The organism is Streptomyces sp. NPDC002032 (assembly GCF_042890765.1).
Classification (GTDB): Bacteria; Actinomycetota; Actinomycetes; order Streptomycetales; family Streptomycetaceae; genus Streptomyces.
The window spans coordinates 1-22,786 of the sequence record NZ_JBIASM010000021.1; the positions used below are offsets into that span (position 1 = coordinate 1).

Annotated in this window: 22 protein-coding genes and 1 pseudogene; 14 read left to right on the forward strand and 9 right to left on the reverse strand. The window is 72.0% G+C overall.

Features of this window, described 5'->3' with window-relative positions; translation table 11 throughout:
* Positions 1–1,601 precede the first annotated feature (1,601 nt).
* Together ACFYYT_RS32075 and ACFYYT_RS32080 are read left to right on the forward strand one after the other, a co-directional pair.
* Positions 1,602–2,318, forward strand: coding sequence for a hypothetical protein (locus ACFYYT_RS32075; RefSeq protein WP_351822586.1), 717 nt, complete (start codon positions 1,602–1,604; stop codon positions 2,316–2,318).
* Positions 2,315–2,788, forward strand: coding sequence for a MarR family transcriptional regulator (locus ACFYYT_RS32080; protein ID WP_267092197.1), 474 nt, complete (start codon positions 2,315–2,317; stop codon positions 2,786–2,788). The genes ACFYYT_RS32075 and ACFYYT_RS32080 overlap by 4 nt, the downstream gene beginning before the upstream one ends.
* A gap of 131 nt (positions 2,789–2,919) precedes the next feature.
* Here ACFYYT_RS32080 and tpg read toward each other — a convergent pair whose 3' ends face one another.
* The 4 genes from tpg to ACFYYT_RS32100 form a co-directional block, all read right to left on the reverse strand.
* Positions 2,920–3,474: a telomere-protecting terminal protein Tpg gene (tpg, locus tag ACFYYT_RS32085; protein WP_351822589.1), complete on the reverse strand. Its 555-nt coding sequence runs from the start codon at positions 3,472–3,474 to the stop codon at positions 2,920–2,922.
* Positions 3,475–3,483: 9 nt separating this feature from the next.
* Entirely contained in the window at positions 3,484–5,709 is a 2,226-nt protein-coding gene (tap, locus tag ACFYYT_RS32090) for a telomere-associated protein Tap (RefSeq protein WP_351822753.1), read from the reverse strand.
* Positions 5,710–5,872: 163 nt separating this feature from the next.
* On the reverse strand, positions 5,873–6,778 hold the full coding sequence (locus tag ACFYYT_RS32095; protein WP_351822592.1) for a ParB/RepB/Spo0J family partition protein: 906 nt from the start codon (positions 6,776–6,778) through the stop codon (positions 5,873–5,875).
* A complete protein-coding gene (locus ACFYYT_RS32100) occupies positions 6,775–8,037 on the reverse strand; it encodes a ParA family protein (protein ID WP_351822595.1) in 1,263 nt (420 codons plus the stop codon). The genes ACFYYT_RS32095 and ACFYYT_RS32100 overlap by 4 nt, the downstream gene beginning before the upstream one ends.
* Before the next feature lie 79 nt (positions 8,038–8,116).
* On the opposite strand from ACFYYT_RS32100, the gene ACFYYT_RS32105 reads away from it, so the two are divergent.
* Positions 8,117–8,239 (forward strand): hypothetical protein, encoded by a 123-nt coding sequence (locus tag ACFYYT_RS32105; RefSeq protein ID WP_351822598.1) that lies wholly within the window; start codon positions 8,117–8,119, stop codon positions 8,237–8,239.
* A 7-nt stretch (positions 8,240–8,246) separates the two neighbouring features.
* On the opposite strand, the gene ACFYYT_RS32110 is transcribed toward ACFYYT_RS32105, so the two are convergent.
* Positions 8,247–8,921, reverse strand: a complete 675-nt coding sequence (locus ACFYYT_RS32110; protein WP_351822601.1) for a ScbR family autoregulator-binding transcription factor — start codon at positions 8,919–8,921, stop codon at positions 8,247–8,249.
* Positions 8,922–9,241: 320 nt separating this feature from the next.
* Between ACFYYT_RS32110 and ACFYYT_RS32115 the strand changes: the two genes are divergently transcribed.
* The 7 genes from ACFYYT_RS32115 (at position 9,242) to ACFYYT_RS32145 (ending at position 16,120) form a co-directional block, all read left to right on the forward strand.
* Positions 9,242–10,495 (forward strand): cation:proton antiporter, encoded by a 1,254-nt coding sequence (locus tag ACFYYT_RS32115; RefSeq protein WP_351822604.1) that lies wholly within the window; start codon positions 9,242–9,244, stop codon positions 10,493–10,495.
* 420 nt (positions 10,496–10,915) lie between these two features.
* The gene (locus ACFYYT_RS32120) at positions 10,916–11,506 is read left to right on the forward strand and encodes a ScbR family autoregulator-binding transcription factor (RefSeq protein WP_351822607.1); all 591 of its coding nucleotides are present in this window, start codon (positions 10,916–10,918) and stop codon (positions 11,504–11,506) included.
* Between the two features lie 230 nt (positions 11,507–11,736).
* Positions 11,737–12,585: an AfsR/SARP family transcriptional regulator gene (locus ACFYYT_RS32125; RefSeq protein ID WP_351822610.1), complete on the forward strand. Its 849-nt coding sequence runs from the start codon at positions 11,737–11,739 to the stop codon at positions 12,583–12,585.
* Between the two features lie 90 nt (positions 12,586–12,675).
* Positions 12,676–13,383: a ScbR family autoregulator-binding transcription factor gene (locus tag ACFYYT_RS32130; protein WP_351822613.1), complete on the forward strand. Its 708-nt coding sequence runs from the start codon at positions 12,676–12,678 to the stop codon at positions 13,381–13,383.
* 128 nt (positions 13,384–13,511) lie between these two features.
* A complete protein-coding gene (locus ACFYYT_RS32135; protein ID WP_351822616.1) occupies positions 13,512–14,333 on the forward strand; it encodes an AfsR/SARP family transcriptional regulator in 822 nt (273 codons plus the stop codon).
* Between the two features lie 50 nt (positions 14,334–14,383).
* Complete coding sequence (locus ACFYYT_RS32140) at positions 14,384–15,571, forward strand: epoxide hydrolase family protein (protein WP_351822619.1); 1,188 nt, start codon at positions 14,384–14,386, stop codon at positions 15,569–15,571.
* 42 nt (positions 15,572–15,613) lie between these two features.
* Positions 15,614–16,120, forward strand: a complete 507-nt coding sequence (locus ACFYYT_RS32145) for a DinB family protein (protein WP_351822622.1) — start codon at positions 15,614–15,616, stop codon at positions 16,118–16,120.
* A gap of 4 nt (positions 16,121–16,124) precedes the next feature.
* Here the strand turns inward: ACFYYT_RS32145 and ACFYYT_RS32150 are convergent, their stop codons facing one another.
* Positions 16,125–16,670 carry a flavoprotein gene (locus ACFYYT_RS32150; protein WP_351822625.1) on the reverse strand — a complete coding sequence of 182 codons (546 nt, stop codon included), beginning with the start codon at positions 16,668–16,670 and terminating at the stop codon, positions 16,125–16,127.
* Between the two features lie 190 nt (positions 16,671–16,860).
* On the opposite strand from ACFYYT_RS32150, the gene ACFYYT_RS32155 reads away from it, so the two are divergent.
* From ACFYYT_RS32155 to ACFYYT_RS32165, 3 genes and pseudogenes are all read left to right on the forward strand, one after another.
* On the forward strand, positions 16,861–17,715 hold the full coding sequence (locus ACFYYT_RS32155; RefSeq protein ID WP_351822756.1) for an NAD(P)H-binding protein: 855 nt from the start codon (positions 16,861–16,863) through the stop codon (positions 17,713–17,715).
* Positions 17,716–17,760: 45 nt separating this feature from the next.
* Positions 17,761–18,278 (forward strand): annotated as a pseudogene (locus ACFYYT_RS32160) (cupin domain-containing protein); the annotation flags it as partial.
* Positions 18,252–18,737 carry an AraC family transcriptional regulator gene (locus ACFYYT_RS32165; protein WP_351822759.1) on the forward strand — a complete coding sequence of 162 codons (486 nt, stop codon included), beginning with the start codon at positions 18,252–18,254 and terminating at the stop codon, positions 18,735–18,737. The pseudogene ACFYYT_RS32160 and the gene ACFYYT_RS32165, both read left to right, overlap by 27 nt.
* A 6-nt stretch (positions 18,738–18,743) precedes the next feature.
* On the opposite strand, the gene ACFYYT_RS32170 is transcribed toward ACFYYT_RS32165, so the two are convergent.
* The gene (locus ACFYYT_RS32170; protein ID WP_351822628.1) at positions 18,744–19,250 is read right to left on the reverse strand and encodes a GNAT family N-acetyltransferase; all 507 of its coding nucleotides are present in this window, start codon (positions 19,248–19,250) and stop codon (positions 18,744–18,746) included.
* Between the two features lie 108 nt (positions 19,251–19,358).
* Positions 19,359–20,039, reverse strand: coding sequence for a ScbR family autoregulator-binding transcription factor (locus ACFYYT_RS32175; RefSeq protein ID WP_351822631.1), 681 nt, complete (start codon positions 20,037–20,039; stop codon positions 19,359–19,361).
* Between the two features lie 142 nt (positions 20,040–20,181).
* Between ACFYYT_RS32175 and ACFYYT_RS32180 the strand changes: the two genes are divergently transcribed.
* A complete protein-coding gene (locus ACFYYT_RS32180; protein ID WP_351822634.1) occupies positions 20,182–21,030 on the forward strand; it encodes an SDR family oxidoreductase in 849 nt (282 codons plus the stop codon).
* A gap of 11 nt (positions 21,031–21,041) precedes the next feature.
* Here the strand turns inward: ACFYYT_RS32180 and ACFYYT_RS32185 are convergent, their stop codons facing one another.
* On the reverse strand, positions 21,042–22,040 hold the full coding sequence (locus ACFYYT_RS32185) for a ScbA/BarX family gamma-butyrolactone biosynthesis protein (protein ID WP_351822637.1): 999 nt from the start codon (positions 22,038–22,040) through the stop codon (positions 21,042–21,044).
* Positions 22,041–22,786: the final 746 nt, after the last annotated feature.

A 22,786-nucleotide genomic window follows, 5' to 3' on the forward strand; every position in this document is an offset into this window, starting at 1 on the left:
TCCGATCTCTGGGAAGGGAGCCCGCCTCGCTGCGCTCGGCGGGGGTCCGCTTCGCCGACCAGGGCCGAGCCTTCGGCTCGGGTGTCCTCCGCTTCGCTGCGGACGGAGCGCCTCGCTGCGCTCGGCGGAGGTCGGCTTCGCCGACCAGAGCCGAGCCTTCGGCTCGGGTGTCCGCCGCTTCGCTGCGGACGGGTCCCGCTTCGCGGGACCAGGGCCGGGCCTTTGGCCCGGGGCCCCAGGCGCTGCGCGCCTGGGAAGGGAGCCCGCCTCGCTGCGCTCGGCGGAGGTCCGCTTCGCGGACCAGAGCCAGCCCTTTGGGCTGGGTGTCCTCCGCTTCGCTTCGGATGGTCCTGCTTCGCAGGACCATGGCCGGCCTTCGGCCGGGGACCCCAAGCGCTGCGCGATTGGGGAGCGAGGCGGGTCCCTTCTCTGCCTCGCAGCGCTCGGGGTCCCAGGCCGAAAGATGGGATGTTCTCCGCTTCGCTCCGGTACGGTCCCCGCTTTGCGGAGACCCGGGCCCGGCCTTCGGCGGGGAACGTTAGTGGTGCGCGACCGGAGAGCTAGCCGACTTGCTGCGCTCGGTGGGTGGTTCGCTTCGCCGACTAGAGCCAGCGCTTCAGGCCGGTGGTCCTGAGCTTCGCTTCTGAGTAGAGAACTTTTCTTGCTGCAGTTGGGAGGGGGGTCCGCTTCGCGGACCGAACATGGGTTTTGGCGAGTGGTCTTTTGCTCTCTGGTGTAGAGACCACGCTCGGTTGTGTTCGGCCGGGTCTGGTCCGCGGGTCAAAGCCGGCCTTGGGATGGGGTCTTCCGCTTCGCTTCAGACCTCAGGTTCTTTGCTCGGTTGGCGTGGGGAGGCGGGTGTCTCGCTGGGTTCGAGGGGCGGCGCTTTGTGGATTAGGGGCGCGGCCTGAATGGACGAAGCCGAAGTAGAAGAGCTTGAGGTGTGGGGGGAGTTGGGGCTCATGGGTTTGTTTGTGGTTGAGGGGAGGGTCGGTGGGGGTTGAGGTGGGGTCGGGGGTGGGTTGGGGGATGGTGGAGGGTGTTAACGGCGTTAAGGGGAGTCGTGGGGGTGATTCAAAGTGAAGGGGGGATAGAGATAGGAATCAGTCAGATTCTGCGTGGTTATGGACAGGGTGTCCGGGCTGGGGTGTGTCGGGGTTGAAAGGTGGGAGGGGTCGTGGGAGGTCGAAGTTTGGGGGTTCGGGAAGGCGTTGGCTGAGCTGAGCGCGGCAGCTGACGGCCTATAGAAGGTACGGATATGCGTTGCCGCAGGTCAGGGGGGGTGCGGGGGGAAAGTTATGTCCCCTCAGGAGGGACATAACTCGGTCGATGTGTCGCTGCTAGGGGGACACATCGACGGCAAAACGTCAGTGGGGCTGACGCTTTTTGGGCTAAAACGTCGGGGCGGCTGACGTTTTAGCGGAGATACGTCCTTGAACTGGGGGAGGGGAGGGAGAGGTTGGGTGCGGGGGCCGAGGAGGGGCCGGAAGGCGCCGTGGCCGAGATGTGTCCCTGCTGGGGGGACACAAGACACGCCGAACGTCAACGAGCGTGACATTAGTGTCACCCTTGTTGACATACTCTCTCTGCAGATCAACGAAGTGGAGAGCATCCTCGTGTCATCAGAGCCACAGCGCCGCCGGCCGAGTCCGTCGCGCGCGCCGCGTCCTGATCTCCCGGTTGATGACGCAATCTCGGCCTGGAGTCAGCCGCTGGCTCCGGTCAAGGATCTGGACAGTCTCGCGAAGCGGTACCCCAGCCGGAAGCTCACCCTGGACGGCGAGCGCAAGCCGCTGGAGTTCTACGGGACGCAGAGTCAGCCAAATGCGTTTTCGATGGACAGCCTTGAGTTTTTTTTGGTGATCGCCCAGTACTTCAGGGAAGCCTTGCCCTTGAGGCTCATCCTGCTGCTGATTGCGTGCCAGCGGGCGGGGGGGCGGATTCCGCTTACTCAGGAGGAGATGGCTACGATCCTGGACGTCAGCCGGACAAAGACCTCGGAGGCACTGCACAGTGTCATGTCCCATGGGATCGTCTTCAAGGTGCGGCGGGGTGTGTACCAGTTCAACCCGCCTTACAGTTACCGGGTGGCGGAGTTCATCCCGGGCACGGAGACGGCGGGTGAGTTCGTGAAGGTGGAGCAGCACAGCACCATCTCGCAGATTCGCAGCGATACGAGCTTGCCCGACCTGGTGCGCTTCCCGTCGCTGGACCACATGCGGCAGGCAATCGAGGAACTGCGGGCCGAAAGGTCCAAGGAGCGCGCTGCGCGCCGGCTGAGCCGGGCACAGCGCAAGGAAGAAGGGACAGCTCAGTGAGCACCTTGCGATTCGCTGCGGTCAACGCCGACGGGCTTCTCTCCGACCTGGACCTGCCGCCGGCGGCGTACCGCGTGCTGCTGAAGCTGCGTTCGCTGAGTGAGCCCGGGGGGCGGATCCTCATCGATCAGGCCACCATCGGGGGGATGCTGGAGCTCAGCCGGCCGAGCGTCAACGCGGCGCTGCGGAGCCTGGAGCTCGCGAAGCTCGTGCGGAAGGTCAGGAACGGGGTCTACCAGATCAATCCGATGCTGGCCGGGTACAACTCCTTTGAGGACGCCGTCGCCGCGGTGAACGAGATGCCGGCCGAGGAGCGTCTGGACGCGCGGGGGTATGTCGCCAGCTACCACCAGGCGGTGGCGGAGTATCAGGACCAGCTCGCCGAGCAGCGGAAGAAGCGGGCCGCGCAGGCCGCCGCGAAGAAGGCTGCGGAGTCCAAGCGGCGGAGGACCTTGCACGCCGTTGGATGAGGGTGGATGAGCGGGTGGGGGAGGGGCCTGAGGAGGGCTTCTGAGGGGGGTTTGGGAGTGTGGGAGGGCCCCGGGGTATCCCGGGGCCCTTTTTATGTGGGGAGGGGCTGTGGGGGGCGTGTGGGGCTTCGTCAGAAGGCGAAGTCGACGTAGTCGATGTCGGTGAATTCGACCAGCAGGGTCGTGGCCCGGGCGCCGTTGTCCTTGAAGTACATCTCCTGGAGCGCCTCGGCCGTGATGTGCCGGAGCTGGGCCTCGGTGGCGCCGGACTCCTGGGCGGCGAAGAGGCGTTGTGCGTACTCCGGGGGGAGGTGCTGGGTGATGCGGCGCATGCGGCCGTCGTCGGTGGTGCCGGGGGCGGCGGTGAAGCCGAAGCGGGCGCGGGTCTCGATGACCAGTCCGGTGGTGCGGGCGGCCTGTTCGCGGGCGCGCTTGCGGACCAGGGGCTGCCAGCGGCGGCGTACCTGTGTCTCCAGGCGGGCTGCCAGTTCGGGCTTCGGCCGCTTGATCTGGTTCTTGACGTAGCGCTCCACCGTGCGTTGGGAGATGCCGAGGGTTCGTGCGGTCTCGGCGGTGGACTTGAGCTGCTTGACCAGGAAGCGCATCTGGGCGCCCGCCGATTTGGGGATCGGGCGGGTGAAGTGCGGTTCGTCGGCCTTGGTGAGGCTGTCGGAGATGTCGGTCATGGTGTGTGGTTACTCGCCGTCTGCGGCTGCGTCGTGGCCCTTGATGTGGCGGGCGGGGTTGAGGCCTTCGTCGAGCATGCCGACCGCCCAGAGGAGGGGCTGGGTGCCTTCGTGCTTGACCATGCCGGGGCTGACACCGAGGCGGAAGCCGCCGGGGAGGGGCTTGCCGTCCGGGGTGCGGGGGAGGAAGTCGAGGGGGCTCGGGCCGGGGGAGAGGTAGACCGCGCAGTCGGAGAGGACCGCGATGGGGTGGAGCCCGGCCGTGGTGGAGAGCTTGAGCATCTTGCGGTGCATGTTGACCCGGGCCGTGGAGATGACGGCCGCGCGGATGTCGGGGCGCCAGGTGGGGCGTTCGAGGGCGGGCCAGGGCTCGCCGGGGCGGTAGGCGGCGCCCTGGGGGCGTTCGCGGAGCTTGCCGATGCCGCCCTTGACGGTGGACTTGATCGCCGAGAGGACGGCGGTGGCGAGCGGGTCCTGTTGTTTGTGGGTGGCCATGGCCTGGAGGAACTCGGGCTCGGGGAGGCCGGGGGTGACGCCGAGGTCGGCCATGGTGGCCAGGTAGGCGTCCCGGAGGCGGGTGTACCAGGCGTCGAGGTAGGGGGCGTGGTCGGGGCGGAGCCAGGCCTCGGTGGGGCGGACCTCGTGGCCGAGCTCCTGGGCGTAGGCCAGGGTCGGGGTGGCGTACCAGGCGGGGCCGGTGGGGGGTTTGCCGTGGGGGGTGAAGGGGCTGGGGAGGCGGGGGTCGTGGGGTACGGAGGAGAGGTCGGCCAGCCAGCAGCCGGGGGTCTTCGGGTCGAAGCGGGGGTTATTGGCGGTGTGGGTGGCGGGGCCGATGCCGACGACGAGGCGGTTGGCGGCGGCGGCGAAGGCCATGTTCACGTCGATGCCGACCGCGTGGGTGGCGGCGCACTCCGCGTCCGTGAGGAGTTCCGGGTCGCGGATCCAGTCGTAGGCCTCCTCGTCGAGGACCTGGTCCGGGGTGCGCTGGTGGGAGCGGGGGTAGAGGGACGCGACCACCGGGTGCTCGTCGGGGGCCTCCGGGGGGGCCGGGTCGACGGGGCGGGTGAGGGAGCCGGGGACGGGGGCGGATTCCCAGGCGTTGGTCTGCGGGTTGCGCGCGGCGCGGGTGGGCGGGCGCAGGGCCGTCATCAGTTCCAGACCCGTGACGGCGGTGGAGCCGCGGGGGGTGAGGACGCGGGCGGCGTACGTGGTGAGCAGCTCGGCGAGTTCGGGGGCCGGGAGGTCCGGGGTGTCCTCGCCCCAGGCGCGGGCGTCGAGGGCGCCCCAGGGGAGGACGGCGAGCTGGACGCACTGGCGGCCGGTGGTGGGGGAGGCCGGGCGGTAGACGCGGGCCCAGGGGCCGAAGCCGCGGCGGGTCAGTTGCCACTTGGCCTTGGTGAGCTGCTTGATCACGGGGTGGTTGTCCGGGAGTCGCAGGGCGCGGCGGTCTTCGAGTACGAGGGGGAGGCCGAGGGCTTCGCAGGCGGCGGGGGTGAGGACGAGGAGGGGGTCGCCGTCCTTGCCGTTGCGGTGGAGGCGGGGGGCGCGGAGGTCGGCGTCGGGGCCGAGGGCCCAGGTGATGAGGGCGGGGAGGTCGGAGGTGGGGTGGGGGAGGAGGAGGCCGCCGGCGGCGTGGGCGTGGCCGGTGCCGTCCAGGACGGCCAGGGGGCCGTTGCCGGAGAGGGGGAGGGGGGACTTCTTGGATGGCTTGTGGGGGGAGGGGGAGGGGGAGGGCGTGGATGGGGGGGCGGTGGGCGTCGTGGGCGTGGTGGCTGGGGTGGGGGGGTGCGTGCGGGGCGGGTTAACGGCGTTAACGGTGGGCGCGGGGGTGGGGGCCTTAACGGCGTTAATGCTGGAGGCCTCCGCCGGGGGGGCGTTAACGGCGTTAACGGCGGGTGCCTCCAGGGTGGGGGCGTTAACGGCGTTAAGGGTGGGGGCGGTCTCTGGGGTGGGGGCGTTAACGGCGTTAACGTCCGGGGTGGGGTGGAGGGAGGCCAGGCCTTCCAGGAGGCGGGCGTAGGCCGCGCGCTTCGGGGGGCGGGGGGCGGTGCGGCCCGTCTCCCAGGAGGTGACCGTCTCGCGGCGTACGGAGAGGGCCTTGGCGACCTGGTCCTGGCTCAGCCCGCCGGCCTCGCGCAGGCGCCTGCGTTCGTCGGGGCTGGGCAGCGGGTCCTGGGTCGCGGCCTCTTCGAGCAGGGCGTCGACCGCTGCGAAGAGGGTGGTCTGCTCGTTCATCTCGCTCATGGGCACCTCCGGCGGCAGCCTACGTGAAACGCACTGTTGAACGCACATGGAACGCACGTCGGGCAGCGTTAACGGCGTTAACGGCGTTAACGCCGTTAACGGCACGCGGGGGCGTTGCCGGTGGTCCCGGTCAGCGCCCCCGGCGTGTGCGGTCTCAGATGCGGGTCATGAGGAGCTCGGTGACGGCCTTGAGGTCGTCCGGGGTGAGGTGGGCGGTCAGGGCGTCCGCGATGGTCTCCGGGGATTGGGTGGAGATCGTGATGCGGGGGGTGGGGGTGGGGGCGGGTTCCGCGTTAACGGCGTTAACGCCGTTAACGGTCGGGGGGGCCGGGCGGGTGCGTTGGCGGGGTGGGTTGGGCGTGCTCAGGCTCTCGTCGGCGGCCGCGGCCTGGGCCTCCTGGGGGAGGCGGCCGATGCGGCGGGCCGGCTCGACCTTCAGCTCGCCCGTCTCCACCTTCTCCTGGAGCGTGGGCGTGAGGTTGAGCAGGGTCAGCCGCTGGGAGACCCAGGCCGCCGTCTTGCCGATCCGCTTGGCGACCTGCGCCTGGGAGCCGTGGACGTCGACGAGTTCCTGGAGGGCGCGGGCCTGGTCCATGGGGGCCACGTCGACCCGGTGGACGTTGGCGATGAGCGCCGATTCGAGGATGTCCGCCGCCGACGCGGAGAGGGCGTCGTTGACGTGGATCTGGATGGTCTTCAGACCGGCGATGTGGGCGGCGGCGAGGCGCCGGTTCCCGTCGATGACCACGTACGGGGCCCGGCCCAGGCCGTCGGTGGCGCCTGGGTGTGCCTCCATGAAGGCCATCCGGGTCGCGACCGCGAGGGGCTGGAGCTGGCCGCGTACGGTCAGGGACTCGGCGAGCTCGTCGAGGTCCGTGAGGTCCTCGCGGAGGTTGAAGGGGTTGTGGGCGAGGGCCTCGATGGGCACCTCGGACGGGGGGACGACCCCGGAGGTCGGGGCGCCCGTGGCCTCGGCGATGGCGGCGCGGCGGGAGCTCACGCCGACGGGCTGGGCACGGGCGAAGGAAGCCGACACCCCGAGCTTGTCTGCCTTGCTCATGAGATCTCCCTTGCGAGGGCGCGCAGGGCCACGGCCTGGTCGCCCTTGGGTGCGTAGACGAAGAGCGGCTGCTTCACACGGACCGCTTCGCGCTGTTCCTTGAGGTCGGGGACGATCGCCACCACGCGGGGATCCTTTATGTCCATCCAGGCCTGGAGGGACGATGTGGCGATGTAGCCGCGGCGGCCGTCGTAGAGGTTCACGACGAGGCCGAGGTAGTCGATGTCGAGGCTGAGGTCGTCGCGCAGGTCGTTGATCTGGGAGGTGAGGAGGTCGTACGCGTCGGCGGAGGAGTCCTCGGCCTGTACGACGATCAGCGCCCCCGAGGCGCCCGGCTGTTCGGCGTCGCGGCGGCGGCCGTAGTAGATGGCGGCGTCCATGCTGAGGCCGAGGCTGGGCGGGCAGTCGATGAGGATGACGTCGTAGTCGGACTCGACGGGGGAGAGGGCGCGTTCCAGGGCGGCCTCGCGGGCGCGGACCGTGGAGAGGCGGACGTCGAGGAGGAAGGCGTCCGTGCAGGCGGGGAGGATGTGGAGGCGGTCGCCGAAGCGGTCGTCGGGGATGGTGACGATCAGGTCGGAGAGCGGTCCCTTGGCTTCGCCGGCCATGTGGCAGGTGAGGCTGTCGCCGCCGATGGGGAGCGGCTGCTGGCCCAGCTGCTTGGTGAGGTGGCCCTGCGGGTCGAAGTCGACCAGCAGGACGCGCATGCCGAGGCCCGGGAGGTCTTCGAGGTCCAGCGGGGTGACGGGCGGGTGGGGGTGCTCGCCCTCGTCGGCGGCCGGGTTGAGGCGGGCCAGTTGGCGGGCGATGCGCACCGGGTGGAGGGAGGACGGATCCTCCGCGAGGGCCTCGGCGGTGCCGGCGGTGATGGCGGTCTTGCCGACTCCGCCCTTCTGGTTGCACACGACGATGCGGCGGACCACGGAGGGCCGCTTGACGGTGGGGGCCGGGTTCAACTCCAGCCAGAGGCGGACCGCTTGCGCGAGGCCCTGGATGAGGGAGACACCGCGGTCCTTGGCGTCGGTGCGGAAGGACTCCCACTGGCCGGCCGGGAGCCACGTCGAGAAGGACTCGGCGCCGGAGGTGTCGACGGGGGAGGGCGCGGAGGCGAGGGCGCTCCATTGGGCGATGCCCTGGTGGACGGCGTCCTGGATGTCGACCCGCAGTTGGGCGGTGCGGATCTTCAGTTCCTGGCGGAGCCACGGGGGGAGCTTGGAGACGACCTTCTCTCGGTCGCTCTGGGAGGAGGGCGAAGTCATGAGGGGGACTTTACTAACGTTCCCGGGTGCTTGTGGGCGCCACGCTTGGGTTTTGCTAACGAAATGGCTTGGAGGGGTGGTGGGTGGGGCCGGGAAGCGGCGCTGGTGTGGGAAGGCGGTGCTGTGGCAGGGCGGTCTCGTGCACACCGTGGCGAGCACCCCCGTGGTCCGCCACGGCGTGCACGAGGCCGCCCTGTCGTGAGGACCCGTCAGCCGGTGGGGGTGACGGGGAGGGCGGTGTTCAGGCCGAGTTCGGTCCGGCAGGCGGCGGAGCCCGCGGGGTCGAAGAAGGGGGTGCGCCGCGCGGGCACGATGCCCGGGAGGAGGTAGTTCCACAGGTCCACGACCCGGGAGTGCAGGTCGCCGCGGCCGGTGCGGACGTGCGAGGTGACCTGGATGCCGGTGAACGAGCCGACGAGGAAGGTCGAGAGGTCGCGTACGTCGAGGGACGGCAGGAGGTCGCCGCGTTCCTGGGCCGGCGTCAGGCAGTGGACGCAGGTGTCGATCCAGGTGTTGTACGGGGACGGGTCCGGGTGCGTGAACGAGCCGAACTCGATGACCAGGCGGATCCCGGCGCGGACGCGGACGTTGGAGCGCAGCCCCGCCGCCATCCGGTGGGTGAGGTCGATGACCGTCTGGAGGCCCGGGTCCTCCTCGATGCCGCGGACGCCCTCGGAGACCTGGAACTGCTCGTCGATCAGGGTGCGGGCCAGGGATTCCTTGGACTGGAAGTGGAAGTACAGGGCGCCCTTGGTGACTCCGGCGTGCTTGACGACGTCGCTGAGGCTGGTGCCGCCGAAGCCGGCGTGGTCGAAGGCGATGGCCGCGCCGTCGAGGATCGCCTGTCGGGTGATCTCGGCCCGTTCTTGCCTGACCCTCGCCACGTGCGTTTCTCCCGTTCCGGTGCTGACCGTTGGTGGTGGGTGGGGGTGGTGGTGCGGGGGTCAATGTAGTGGGGGTCGGGGAAAGAAAACCAGTCGACCAGTAGGTTTATGGCAGGTTGGGGAGGTTGTATGGGTGGGTGTGGGGGGTTTGTGTTGTTACTTTTTGGTGGGGTGGGGTCTTAACGCCGTTAACGCCGTTAACGCCGTTAAGGGTTGGGGGAGCGTTAACGGCGTTAACGGCGTTAACGGTGGGGGCGGGACCTGCTGAAGTCGGGGCCGGGTCCGTTTCCGGGGGGTGGGGGCCGGGGCAGGGTGGGGCCGTGTCGGGTGGGGTGCTGGTCGCCTTGGCGGTGGTGGTGCTCGCGTGTGGCGCGGGCGGGGCGCTGGCGCGCGGGCTCCGACAGCCGGCGGTGGTCGGGGAGATCGCGGTGGGCATCCTGCTCGGACCCTCGCTGCTGGGGTGGGTGTGGCCGCAGGGGCAGCGGTGGCTCCTGCCGGGCGAGGTGCTGCCGTACCTGGGGGCGCTGGGGGACCTCGGGCTCGTCGCCTTCATGTTCCTGGTGGGGCTGGAGCTGGATCTCGGGCTGCTGCGGGGGCAGGGGCGCGCGGTGGTGGCGGTGAGTCAGGCGAGTGTGTGGGCGCCGCTGGGGCTCGGGGGGCTGCTGGCGCTCGGGCTGTACGGTCCCTTCGCGCCGGAGGGGGTGGGCCGGGGGGAGTTCGCGTTGTTCGTGGCGGTCGCGCTGAGTGTGACCGCCTTTCCCGTGCTGGCGCGGATCCTCACCGAACAGGGGCTGTACGGGACGCCGGTGGGCGCGCTGGCGATGGCGTGCGCGGCGGTGGTGGACGTGGTCGCCTGGTGCCTGCTGGCGGTGGTCGTCGCCGTGGCCGGGGGAGGTGGGGCGTGGGCCGGCCTGGGGCGGGCCGCGTCGGCCGGGGTGTTCCTGGCGGTGGTGTGGTGGGGCGTGCGGCCGGTGCTCGGCAGGGTGGTGGCGGGGCGGTGGTGGTCGGGGGGTGGGCGGGATGCCGGGCGGGACGGTGGGGTGTTGGTCGGGCTGTTCGGGGGGCTGTGTCTGGCGGCGTACGTCACCGATGGACTGGGGGTGCACGCGCTGTTCGGGGCCTTCGTCTTCGGGGCGGTGGTACCGCGGGGAGTGAAAGCGGTCGAGCGGGCGGCGGCGCGAATGCGGGACTTCGCGGTGCCGGTGTTGCTCCCGCTGTTCTTCGTGGGGAGCGGGCTGCGCACCGACGTGGGGGCGCTGGGTGCGGCCGGGGGCGGGGCCTGGCTGTGGGCGGGGGCGGTGCTGGTGGTGGCCGTCGTGGCGAAGGGGGGCGCGGCGACGGGGGCCGCGCTGGCGGTGGGGCGGAGCGGGCGGGACGCCGCTTTGGTGGGGGCGCTGATGAACTGCCGGGGGGTGACGGAGTTGGTCGTGCTGAACGTGGGGCTGGGGCTGGGGGTGATCGGCGTGGAGCTGTTCACGGTTCTGGTGCTGATGGCCCTGGTGACGACGGCTCTGACGGGGCCGGTGGTCGGGGCGCTGGCCGCGCGGGGGGTGCGGTGGCGGGGCGCCGGTTGATCTGATGGCCGCGCTCGCGGCGATGGGTGTGGCGGTGTCGGCCTCCTTCACCTACGGGCCCTGGGCTTGGCCGGGCGGCAAGGCCTTCACCTTCCTCCTCGCGCAGGGCCGCGGGGGTGGGTGCCGGTGGCCACTTGCACCGGAGGCTGGGGATGCGGTCGGCGGGTGGGGGTCCTGCTGGGGGTGTTCGGCTTGGGCGGTGCTCCGGGGCCGGCTGGTGTCGCGCCGGTTCGGTGTGGTGGGGCCGGGGGTGGCGGGACGGGGGCGGGCCCGCCTTCGGCGTCGGCGGCGGGCGTACTGGGTGGTTCGTACCGGTTGTTCGGGAGGTCTCCGGTGGAAGTCCGCCATTCCTCCGGTGGGGGCGCCGACCGTTGCGGCGATGATCCCGTACCCCTGTCCGGGGCGAACCACGGAGCCCCCATGGTCAAGCAGGAGCGTGCGCTACGTACGCGGGAATCTCTGGTGCGCGCGGCTGCGGAGGTGTTCGCCGAGGAGGGTTTCACCGTCGCCTCGGTCGCCGCGATCAGCGAGCGGGCCGGGGTCACCCCCGGCGCGCTGCACTTCCACTTCGACGGCAAGGACGCCCTGGCGCGGGCCGTCGAGGAGCGGGCCGCCGAGGTGGTGCGGGGGATCACCGGGGTGGGGGGAGATCCGCTGCGGGCGCTGGTCGGCTCCTCGTACGCGCTGGTGGCGTCCGTCGGCGACGAGGTGCTCGTGCGGGCCGGCTTCGTGCTGGGCGGCGACGTCGCGCACCGCAGCCCGGTGGACGTGCGGGCGCAGTGGCGGCGCTGGGCCGAGGAGGCGCTCGGCGCCGCGGCGCGTGACGGGCTGCTGGCCGAGGGGGTCTCGGTGCCGGACGCGGCGCGGCTGGTGGTGGCCGTGACGGTGGGGCTGGGGGCACTGGAGCCCGTCGGGCCCGAGGGGGAGGCCCCGCACGCACTCACCCGGATCTGGTCGGTGCTCCTTCCGGGGATCGCCCCGGGTGAGCAGGAAACAGACTGGATGGTTTGATTATTGGGCCCGCGTGGGTGTTATATGACCCCTGTTGCGAGGCGGCCGAAGGCTTCCGAACTGCCATGGATGCGTGTGGTGCGCATAAAAGGGCAGGTCAATGCGGTTTCTTTGGGTGGCGCCGAGATCTTCAAGGACCTCAAAACAGCATGTCCGGTTTGGTATTGACAAACCGTCCGGCCTGTTTTCTACTGACTCTTGCGACTCATCCAAGGACAGGGGAGTACGACGTGGACATCGATGTACTGGGCGCACTCGCCGTGCGGGAGAACGGGATCTCCATCACGCCCACCGCCCCCAAGCCCCGGCAGGTCCTGGCGCTCCTGGCCCTCCATGCCGACCAGGTCGTGCCGGTGTCGGCACTGATCGAGGAGCTGTGGGGAGCGGTACCGCCGCGCAGTGCCCGTACGACGCTGCAGACGTACGTGCTGCAGTTGCGGGCGCTGATCGCGACCGCGCTGGAGGGCGGTGACGCGGCGCGGACGGCCAAGGACGTGCTGGTCACGCTTCCCGGCGGCTACCTGCTCAACAGCGGCGGCGGGACCAGCGACGTCAAGGAGTTCGACCGGCTGGCGGCGCTGGGATACCGGGCCATGGACGCCGGGGACTTCCCCCACGCCGCGCAGCGGCTGCGCGAGGCGCTGGCGCTGTGGTCCGGGCCCGCGTTCGCCGACGTGCACGGCGGCGTGCAGCTGGACATGGAGACGCGTCGGCTGGAGGAGATCCGGCTGTGCGCGCTCGACCAGCGCATCGAGGCCGACCTGAAGCTGGGGCGGCACCGGGAGCTGCTGGCGGAGCTCACCGTACTGGTGAGCCGGTACCGCACCCACGAGAACCTGCACGGCCAGTTCATGATCGCCCTGCACCGGTCCGGGCGGCGCGGCGAGGCCCTGGACGTCTACCAGCGGCTGCGCGCCACGCTCGTACGGGACCTCGGGCTGGAACCGTCCGCCGCGCTGCGCCGGTTGCAGCGCTCGATCCTGATGGCCGGTCCGGAGAGCGTGGCGGCGGCCGGCAAGGCGGCGGTGACCGCGGTGACCGGGACGGGTCCGCGGGCGGACCGGCTCGTACGGGCCTGAGCCGGCGGGCCCGGCAGGTGCCGGGCGGTCGGCCGGGAGCGGTGCGCGGGTGCGGTCGGGGACGGAGCGGGGGCGGAAGGAGACGGAGCGGTGCAGGAGAGGTCGGAGCGGACCCGTAGGCGGTTGGTCTTCGCCGGGGCCGAGTTGTTCCACCGCAGCGGATACGCCAACGCCACGCTCGGCGAGATCGCGGGCGCGGCCGGGGTGACGAAGGGGGCGCTGTACTTCCACTTCGCCTCCAAGGACGAGCTCGCGGAGGCGGTGCAGCGGCGCGGCTGCGGCCTGCTGCGCGAGGCGGTGCGCGGGCTGAACGAGAGCGGGGCCTCGCCCTTGCAGGCGCTGATCGACGCCACGCACTGGCTGGCGCGGACGCTGCACGAGGAGCCGGCGATCCCGGCGAGTTTCCGGATCACCAAGGAGTGCGCCGGGCAGCAGTCGGCGCAGATGGACTTCCAGGAGGCGTGGCTCGCGACGGTCTCCGACCTGCTGCGGCTGGCGCGGGACACCGGGGAGCTGCCGCTCGACGCGATGGCCGGCGAGGCCGGGGACGGACAGTCGGCCGCCGAGCGGTGGGAGAGCGCCGAGGCCCTGGTGGCGGCGGCGGTCTGCGGGATCGAGGTGCTGTCGGGGACCGGGCTGTCGTACCGGGAACTGCGGCGCAAGGTGGCCGCCCTGTGGGGGCTGCTGCTGCCGAGCCTGGTGGGGCCGGTACGGGCGGGCGAGTACCGCACGGACGCCGGTGGCGCGGCCGCGACGGATGGTGCGCGCGGCTACGAGTTCCTCGGGAGCGGCGTGTAGGTCCGCGCTCCGCGCGGGATCGGGTCCGTCCGGGCGGCACCGGTGCGGGTCACAGTGTGCGAAGCGGGCTCCCGTGAGGGGCCCGCCGGTATCGGTGCGAATCGACGAACCACGAAGGGGGAGAGACCGTGAAGATCCAGGTTCTGGGTCCGCTGAGTGCCGAGGTCGACGGGGACTCGATCGTGCCGACGGCGGCCAAGCCGCGGCAGCTCCTCGCGCTCCTCGCGCTGCACCCCGGGCAGGTGATGCCGGTGCCCACCCTCATGGAGGAGATCTGGGGCCAGGACCTGCCCGCCAGTGCGCTGACCACCTTGCAGACGTACATCCTCCAGCTCCGCCGCAGGCTCGGCACCGCCATGGGGCCGGGCCGGCCGGGCGGTGCGAAGGAGGTGCTCACGACGCGGCACGGCGGGTACCTGCTCCAGGTGCCGCCGGAATCCGTCGACGTGAACGCGTACGGGAGCCTCATCGCCCGGGGGCAGAGCGCCTTCGAAGCGGGCGACGACCGGGCCTCGGCCGACCTGCTGCGCGAGGCGCTCGCGCTGTGGCGGGGGCCCGCGCTGGTCGACGTACGCGTCGGGCCGGTGCTGGAGATCGAGGTGCTGCGGCTGGAGGCGAGCCGGCTGGTGGCGGTGGAACGGCGCATCGACGTCGACCTGCGGCTCGGGCGGCACACCGAACTGCTCGCCGAGCTGACCGAGCTGACCGCCCGTCATCCGCAGCACGAGGGGCTGCACTCCCAGCTGATGGTGGCGCTGTACCGGTCCGGACGGCAGGCCACGGCCCTGGACGTGTTCCGGCGGCTGCGCGGCCGGCTGGTCGGGGAGCTGGGCGTCGAGCCGTCACCGCAACTGAGGCGGCTGCACCAGGCGATGCTCACGGTGGACCCGGCGCTGGACGTGCCGGCCGGCCCCAAGCGCGGTTCGACCTTCGACCTCTACGCTGCCTGATCCCCCCACCCGGGCCCTGCCGGGGCGGCCGGGGATGGCAGGGTGGGGGAATGGACGATCTTGGTGTGGAGCTGACGCCGTTCCGCCTCGACGTGGCGCGGGAGGACCTCGACGACCTCCATGGGCGGCTGCGCCGGGTGCGGTGGCCCGACGAGCTCGACGGGGTCGGGCGGGCCTACGGGATGCCGCTGGGCGAGATGCGGGAGCTCGTGCGCTACTGGCGCGAGGAGTACGACTGGCGGGCCGCCGAGGCCCGGCTGAACCGGTGGCCGCAGTTCACCACCGTCATCGACGGGGCCCGGGTGCACTTCGCGCACCTGCGCTCGCCCGAGCCGGACGCCACGCCGCTGCTGATGACGCACGGCTGGCCGGGGTCCTTCGTGGAGTTCCAGCAGGTCGCGGGCCCGCTGACGGATCCGCGCGCGCACGGCGGGGACCCCGCCGACGCCTTCCACCTGGTGCTGCCGAGCATCCCCGGCTTCGGCCTGTCCGGGCCGACGACCTCGACCGGCTGGGAGTTCAAGCGGGTCGCGCGGGCCTTCGGGGTGCTGATGGAGCGCCTGGGGTACGGGACGTACGGGGTCCAGGGCGGCGACTGGGGCGCGGCGGTCTCGCGGGAGCTGGGCCGGCTGCTGCCCGGGCGGGTCATCGGCGTGCACCTGAACCTGCTGCCCGGGGCGGGGGCCACCACCGAGCCCGGCGAGGCCGAACTGGCGGCGCTGAGCCCGGCCGAGCGGGAGCGGACGCTGGCCTCCTGGGAGCGGTACCGGGTGTGGGCGCGGGAACGGCAGGGCTACGCGGACATCCAGGCGACCCGGCCGCAGACCCTCGCGTACGGGCTGAACGACTCGCCCGCCGGGCTGCTGGCCTGGATCGGGGAGAAGTTCGCCGAGTGGGCGGACCCGCGGTGCCCGGTCGACCGGGACCAGCTGCTGACCAACGTGATGCTGTACTGGCTGACCGGCACCGCCGGTTCCGCGGCCCGCATCTACTACGAGCGCGCGCACGCCGACTACCACGGGCGGCCTCCCGAGGTGTCGACGACCCCGACCGCGCTGGCCGACTTCCCCCGGGACAACTTCATCCCGCTGCGGCACATCGCCGCGCGCACCGACTCCGTGGTGCGCTGGACCTCGTACGACCGGGGCGGGCACTTCCCGGCGATGGAGGTGCCGGAGCTGCTGGTGGGGGACGTCAGGGAGTTCTTCCGGGAGCTGCGCCGCCCGTCCGGGATGTGAAACGGCCGGTGCGGGCGGTGGCGTTGATGTGATCATCACGCGATGAAGAGCGAACAGCGCACCCCCGCCGTCCTGGACGGTGACGAGCACGCCACCCTCACCAGCCTCCTGCAGCGCCAGCGCGACACCCTGATGATGAAGTGCGCGGGCCTCACGGACGAGCAGTTGCGGCGCAGGGCCGTCACGCCGTCCGGGCTGAGCCTGCTCGGGCTGGTGCGGCACCTGGCCGAGGTCGAGCGCGGCTGGTTCCGCAACGTGGTGGGCGGCGAGGACGTCCGCGGCTACTTCCCGAAGAACGAGGCCGGGGAGTGGACGGAGTTCCATGTCGACGACGCGGACGTGGCCGGGTCGTTCCGGATCTGGCGGGACACCTGCGCGCGGTCGCGGGCCGTCGTGGACGCCGCCGGATCCCTCGACGTACGGGGCCGCTACGGGGAGCAGGCGTACTCCCTGCGGTACGTGCTGGCCCACATGATCGAGGAGTACGCCCGGCACAACGGGCACGCCGACCTGCTGCGCGAGGCGCTGGACGGGACCACGGGGGAGTAGCGGGTCAGGGCTGCGGGGTGACCGTGCGGTCCACGGCGTCCAGGGCGGCCTGCCAGGGGAAGTGCGGCGGGACGTCGACGCCGGGCGGGCCGGGGACGAAACCGCCCTCGCCGAAGAGGAGTTCGGCGCCGGCGGCGCGCAGTACGGTCAGCGACTGCTCGAACTGCGGGTGCGCGGCGAGGGCGGTGTTGGTGCACGGTACGGCGACGACCGGGGTGCCCTTGCCGAGGGCCTCGGCGGCGACGCCGACGACGAGGCGGTCGGTGAGACCGAGGGCCCAGGAGTTGACCGAGTTGAAGGTGGCCGGGGCGAAGAGCAGGGCGTCGGCGGGCGCCCACAGGTCCGGCTCCCCGGGCAGCTTGTACTGCCAGCGCACCGGGTTGCCGGTCAGGGCGGCGAGACCGTCGAGGCTCCCGGAGACCCACTGAGCCGCCGCCGGGGTCAGCCCGAGGCACACGTCCCAGCCGCGCGACTGGGCGTCCTCGATCACGTGGGCCACGTCGAAGACGGGCGGGGCGGCGGAGCAGAGCAGGTAGAGAGTCCTCGTCATACGGTCATGTGATCACATTTCGAGCGCCGGTTCAGCCTGACGTGATCTTGGTCGCGATGCGCGGGATGCCGCGCGGGCGCGGTTGGACGCTCGCGTATGGGGATGAGCTTCTCGGCGATGTCGCGTCTCGGCGGGCGGGGCTTGACTGGGTTCCATGACGAACAGCGAGAACGTGACCGGCAGCGAGAACATGACGAACAGCGAGAACGTGACCGGCAGCGAGAACCGGGCGGGCGACGAGATGAGCACCCTGGTCATCGGGGGGCGCGGCAAGACCGGGCGGCGCGTCGTGGAGCGGCTGCGCCGCCAGGGACGGCCGGTGCGGGTCGGATCGCGCGGCGGGGCGCCCGCCTTCGACTGGGACGAGCCCGCGGGGTGGGCAGCCGCGCTGGAGGGGGTGGACCGGGTGTACGTGACCTTCCAGCCCGACCTCTCCGTCCCCGGCGCCCCCGACCTGATCGGCGCCCTGGCCGAGGCGGCGGTGGCCGCGGGTGCCCGCAGGCTGGTGCTGCTGTCCGGACGCGGCGAGGAGGCCGCCGAAGTCTGCGAGGAGCGGCTGAAGGTGCCGGGCGCCGACTGGACCGTGATCCGCGCCAGCTGGTTCAACCAGAACTTCGACGAGTCCCTGTTCGTGGACTCCGTACGCGGCGGGGAGCTGGCCCTGCCGGTCGCGGACGCGGTCGAGCCCTTCGTGGACGCCGACGACATCGCCGACGTCGTGGTGGCCGCGCTCACCGACGAGCGGCACGTCGGCCGGACGTACGAGCTGTCCGGGCCGCGCCTGCTGGGCCTCCACGAGGTCGCCGCCGAGCTGTCGAAGGCGACCGGGCGCGAGATCGCGTACGTACCGGTGTCCCCGCAGGACTACCGGGCGGTGCTGCGCGAGAACGGTCTGCCGGAGGAGCTCGTGGAGCTGTTCACGGTGATCCTGGACGGCCGCAACGCGCACCTGGTCCCCGGGGTGCGGGAGGTGCTGGGGCGGGAGCCGAAGGACTTCGCCGACTACGCCCGTGAGGCGGCGGCGAGCGGCGTCTGGGACGTCTGAGGGGGCGTGCGGGGACGGCGCGGGAGGGAGGATGGGCTGATGGACATGCTCACCGGTCTGCTGGACGGACCCAAGGCGCGGGGCGCGTACTTGCTCAAGTCCGTCCTCAACCCGCCCTGGTCGCTGCGGGTCGAGGACCGGGCCCCGCTGTCGGTGATCGCGCTGGTGCGGGGCTCGGGCTGGCTGCTGCCGGACGGCGGGGAGCCGGCCCGGATCGGGCCGGGCGACGTGGCGGTCGTACGGGGGCCCGTGCCGTACGCGTTCGCCGACAGCCCGGACGCCCGGGGCCGTGGATCACGATCGGCCCGGACCAGCGGTGCAGTACGGAGGCGGGCGAGGACGTCACCGACTCCCTGTCACTGGGGGTGCGGACCTGGGGCGCCGACCACGAGGAGCCGGGGGCGTCGGTGGTGCTGAGCGGCACCTACCAGGCGCCGAGCGAGGTCGGGCGGCGGCTGCTGGGGACGCTGCCGACGGTGCTGGTCCGCCCGGCGGGGGCCGCCGACGCCACCCTGGTCGGGCTGCTGGCTTCGGAGATGGGCCGCGACGAGCCGGGGCAGGAGCTCGTACTGGACCGGCTGCTGGACCTGCTGCTGATCGGAGTCCTGCGGGCCTGGCTCGCCGCTCCGGGCCCGGGCGCCCCGGCCTGGCACCGGGCCCAGGGCGATCCCGTCGTCGGGGTGGCCCTGGGGCTGCTGCACGCGGACCCGGCGCACGGCTGGACCGTCGCGGAACTCGCCCGGCGGGCGGGGGTGTCGCGGGCCGCGCTGGCCCGCCGCTTCACGGAGCTCGTCGGGGAGCCGCCGGTTGCCTACCTGACGGGCTGGCGGCTGGCCCTCGCGGCCGACCTGCTGCGCGCAGGGGACGCCACGGTGGCGACGGTGGCCCGACGGGTCGGCTACGGGAGCGCGTTCGCGCTGTCGACGGCCTTCAAGCGGGTGCGCGGGGTCAGCCCGCAGGAGTTCCGCGCGGGCGTCCGCCCGCAGGACGCCGGGACGCCGGGCACGGTCGTGCTGGCCTGACCGTACTCAGGGTGCGGGGGTCGCCGCCGGGACGGGGGCCGGGGCGAGGTCGAGGACGCCGACGGGCTGGCCGCCGCTGAACTCGCCGGTGCGGCGGAAGCCGAGGGCCGCGTAGAAGGGCTCGGGGGTGCCCTCGCCGGTGTCCCAGCAGACGTACGCCCGCTCGGCGCCGCGCCCGCGGAGCTCGTCGAGGACGGCCCCGACGGCGAAGCGGCCGTAGCCCTTGCCCTGGTGGCCGGCCGCGATGTTCAGGCGCCACAGGCCGGAGCGGCGGTGCTCCGGGTCCTTCGAGGGATCCCAGACGATGTCGAGGAAGGCCATCACGAAGCCGACGACCTCGTCCCCGTCGACGATGGCCCGCGGCCAGGCGGTCTCGCCGTGGACGTAGGCCTCGGCGAGGGACTTCTGGACGGGGGAGACGAGGTGCTCCTGGCGCGGGTGCACCCGTACGGCACACACCGCGTCGAAGTTGTCCGGGGTGACCGGCACCAGGCGGAGTGAAGAACTGATCATGCGGACAGCATCTCAGTCGCCGGGCCCGGCCCTCAGGCCGGATTCCCTTCGCCCGATGACCCCTTGGAAAGAACAGTCCATGCGGTATATTTTCCGCCCGAGAGGGTGTCAGCCGGCCGCCCGCTCGATGTCGGCCTCCAGCACGTCCTGCGAGTGGGCGAAGGCCTCGTTGTAGACGTTCCGGCCACGGCTCTCCGAGATGTCCACGGAGGTCAGGACGGAGGACTGGACGATGCTCGGCAGCAGGTGGCGCATGAGCGCGGTGACCCGGGACACGAGGTCCTCGTAGTCGGTGAGGGCCTGGGACATCGACTGGATGCCGGCGTAGGTGCCGACGATGACGTCGGCGGTCTCCGCCGGATCGACCTGCGGGAGCAGTTCGCCCTGGCTCTGCGCCCTCTCCAGGCCCTCGCGCACGGGCACGGCCCAGGTGCGGAAGGGGCCGCTGCGGTCGAGGCCCTGGGCGAGCTGGTCCATCGTCAGCCGTACGCCCGCGCGGACCATGGGGTCCGTCTGCAGGCGATAGGTGTGCAGCATGACGATGTCCACGACCCCCTGCACCTTGATCGCGCGGTCGGGGATGACGAGGTTCTGGTTCTGCGCGTTGAGGACCCCGAAGGCGAGGTCCTCCTTCGACTGGAAGTGGAAGTAGAGGGCCCCCTTGGTCACCCCGGCCGAAGCGAGGATCTCGGAGATGGTGGCCGCCTGGTAGCCGCGTTCCTCGAAGACCTTGGCCGCTGCGGCGAGGATCGCCTGCCGTGTGCGGATGGCTCGGACTTGCTCAGCCACTGTGGCTCCTTTCCCTCAGGGATTCTCGGAGCGTCGGAAGCTCTGGTGCAAACCGCCCGTCCCGTACGTATCTTACAGCGGGTGACCCTTACGCCAACCCTGCATGTCGCACAAGGCACGCGGACGAACCGGAGGACGGACCATGATTCTCGTGACGGGGGCCAGCGGAACGGTAGGACGGGAGGTGCTGCGCCGCCTCGGTTCCGGCCCCGCGGTGCGGGCGATGACGCGCCAACCGGAACGCATCGCGTCCCTGGCCCCGACGGCCGAGACGGTCCAGGGCGACTACGACGATCCGGCCTCGCTCGCGCGCGCCGTGCGGGGCGTGGACGGGGTCTTCCTGGTCACCGGCCGGGTCGGCCGCGACGACGACGCGCGGTTGCTGCGGGCCGCCCGGGAGGCCGGGGTGCGGCACGTGGTGAAGCTCTCCGCGGCCGCGGTCGAGGACGAGCGGGCCGATGACCTCATCACCCGCTGGCAGCGGGAGAACGAGGAGGCCGTGCGCGGATCGGGGATGGAGTGGACGCTGCTGCGCCCGCGCTCCTTCATGTCCAACACCCTGTCCTGGGCGGGTTCGGTGCGCGCGGAGGGCGTGGTCCGGGGCCTGTACGGGACCTCGGCGAACGCCTGCGTCGATCCGGGCGACATCGCGGAGGTGGCTGTACGGGCGTTCACGGAGCCCGGGCACACCGGGCGCGCGCACACGCTGACCGGGCCCGAGGCGCTCACCGCGGTGGAGCAGACGGCCCAGCTCTCCGCCCTGTTGGGCCGTCCGCTGCGGTTCGAGGAATGGGAGCCGGAACAGGCCCGCGCGGCGTGGGGCGCGCGGTACCCGGCAGCCGTGGTGGAGGCGTTGCTGCGGAGCGCGGAGCGGCAGCGTGCCGGGGCCAAGGCAGGGGTGGGGGGCACGGTCCGGGAGGTGGTCGGCAGGCCGGCCCGGTCGTTCCGGCAGTGGGCCGCAGATCATCTAGCGGTCTTCGAGCAGGTCTGAAGCCGTTCTGGTCAGCCGATGTACGGAGCCGCCGTCACGAGGGAGCTGAAGACGAGGTTGCCGTCCTGGTGGCCCGTCACGGCCACCGTCTCCTCCCCGCCGGGTGCGCCGTCGTACTGGCGCTCGGCGGTGATGAGGCAGGGCACGTCGAGTTCGGCGTAGCGCTTGAAGTCGCCGGAGATGCTGAGCGGGAGCAGGGCGGAGCGGCCGAGCGCGGCGGCCGACGCCTGCCGGGCGGCCTCCAGCAGGGCCATGCCCGGTACGTGGTCCACGGGGTGGTCGAACAGGACGGGGTGGTTCGGGTCCACCCGCAGCTGCCAGCTGTCCGGCTCGGCGAGGGGGGAGAGGACGACGTCGATCGGCGACAGCCGGCCGACGCTCTGCGGTGCGACGGGAGCCGTCAGCGGCAGCGGCTTGTGGCTGGGCAGCAGGGTGTGCGGAGGGCGTATGCGCCGGTAGACGGCCGGGGTGGTGCAGGTGTAGGAGACGTGCCCCGTGGCCACGACGTGTCCGTCGCGGCGCACCACGGCGTCGTAGTTCAGGCCGCCCAGGTCACCGCCGCGCCGTCTGACCTCCGTGCAGGTGACGTCGATGTCGAGGGAGGCGGGGGTGCCGTGGACCCGGAGGTGTTCCGGGTCCACGGTGAGGCTGAGGTCCCACAGCAGGAAGTGGTGGCCGAAAGGCACCCCGAATTCGGCGTGTCCCAGCAGGCTGCCGATCTGGCGGACCGTCTCGACGCACATGAGCGGATCGTGATAGCCGCCGGCCACGGGGGAGTAGAAGCTGTGGCTCCGGGGCCACTGGGCGCTGACGGTGAATCGGGTGTGGTCGACGCGTTCCCAGTCCGTGAGCAGGACTTCGGCCACCGAGGCGCGGTGCACTAATTCCTTCGGGACGGTGGAGGTCAGCGAAGTGAAGCGCTGGTCACGTCGGTTGTGTGGTGGGGCGGACGTACGCCACGCCGGTTCGTAGACCGCTGTGCGCTCGACTTGAAACGTGCTCGCGCTCATTGTTCCCCCTAGACAGCGCTGGCCAGTTACAGGTGTGACTGCGAGAAAAATATATACCAACCGGTTTTTTATCCAGAGGGATCACAACCCCCGCTTCCGAAATATGCGGAGCGAAGCATTCCGGCCACGGGCCCTCCCCCTGCCGCCCCCGCCCCTCCCCCCGGGTGTGGCGTCGGATCTGCGCCACTCGCACTGAACCATCTCAAGAGGGGCGTGGGGGGTGCCCCCGTGGGTTGTCGGACGCCCGATGAACCCTTGATGGGGAACAATGGCCGATTCGCACCGGGGCAGTTCCTTTGCGTGCGGGGCGAGGGGCTGGGTGCGGCCGCCGGGTCCCGCTTCCCACGGGGCGCGGCGCACGGGGGGCGTCGGCGTGCGGCCTCCCGGAGTCCGGATGCGCGCGGCCGTGCACTCCACGGCGCTGCGCCCGGCCCGAGAGCCGTCGCGCGGGGGGCCGGTGGCCCCGGCGCGGGGGCGGGGCGGCGGCGGGCTGGGGCAGGGGCGGCGTTCGCCCTTCGCTCCCGCGAATACTCCGGCATATGCCACGCTCCGCCGCCGCCCCGTGCGCCGGCCCCGACGGCCGGTGAACCGGCCAACGGCGGCCGGGGCGGCCGGGCGCGGCCGCGCGCCGGCGCGGCATTGAGACCGGACCGGCGGCGGCCGGTGCGTGGCGCGAACGGTCGCCGGCGGCCCACCCGCGGGGGCGCCGTCCTCCGCAGGTTCCAGCGCCGTTCCAGTGGGACTCT

Coding starts and splice junctions, on each gene's coding strand:
- tpg (WP_351822589.1), bottom strand. CDS start 3,474: ATGACCGACATCTCCGACAGCCTCACCAAGGCCGACGAACCGCACTTC.
- tap (WP_351822753.1), bottom strand. CDS start 5,709: ATGAACGAGCAGACCACCCTCTTCGCAGCGGTCGACGCCCTGCTCGAA.
- ACFYYT_RS32095 (WP_351822592.1), bottom strand. CDS start 6,778: ATGAGCAAGGCAGACAAGCTCGGGGTGTCGGCTTCCTTCGCCCGTGCC.
- ACFYYT_RS32100 (WP_351822595.1), bottom strand. CDS start 8,037: ATGACTTCGCCCTCCTCCCAGAGCGACCGAGAGAAGGTCGTCTCCAAG.
- ACFYYT_RS32120 (WP_351822607.1), top strand. CDS start 10,916: ATGGTCAAGCAGGAGCGTGCGCTACGTACGCGGGAATCTCTGGTGCGC.
- ACFYYT_RS32140 (WP_351822619.1), top strand. CDS start 14,384: ATGGACGATCTTGGTGTGGAGCTGACGCCGTTCCGCCTCGACGTGGCG.
- ACFYYT_RS32145 (WP_351822622.1), top strand. CDS start 15,614: ATGAAGAGCGAACAGCGCACCCCCGCCGTCCTGGACGGTGACGAGCAC.
- ACFYYT_RS32150 (WP_351822625.1), bottom strand. CDS start 16,670: ATGACGAGGACTCTCTACCTGCTCTGCTCCGCCGCCCCGCCCGTCTTC.
- ACFYYT_RS32155 (WP_351822756.1), top strand. CDS start 16,861: ATGACGAACAGCGAGAACGTGACCGGCAGCGAGAACCGGGCGGGCGAC.
- ACFYYT_RS32165 (WP_351822759.1), top strand. CDS start 18,252: ATGGGCCGCGACGAGCCGGGGCAGGAGCTCGTACTGGACCGGCTGCTG.
- ACFYYT_RS32170 (WP_351822628.1), bottom strand. CDS start 19,250: ATGATCAGTTCTTCACTCCGCCTGGTGCCGGTCACCCCGGACAACTTC.
- ACFYYT_RS32180 (WP_351822634.1), top strand. CDS start 20,182: ATGATTCTCGTGACGGGGGCCAGCGGAACGGTAGGACGGGAGGTGCTG.
- ACFYYT_RS32185 (WP_351822637.1), bottom strand. CDS start 22,040: ATGAGCGCGAGCACGTTTCAAGTCGAGCGCACAGCGGTCTACGAACCG.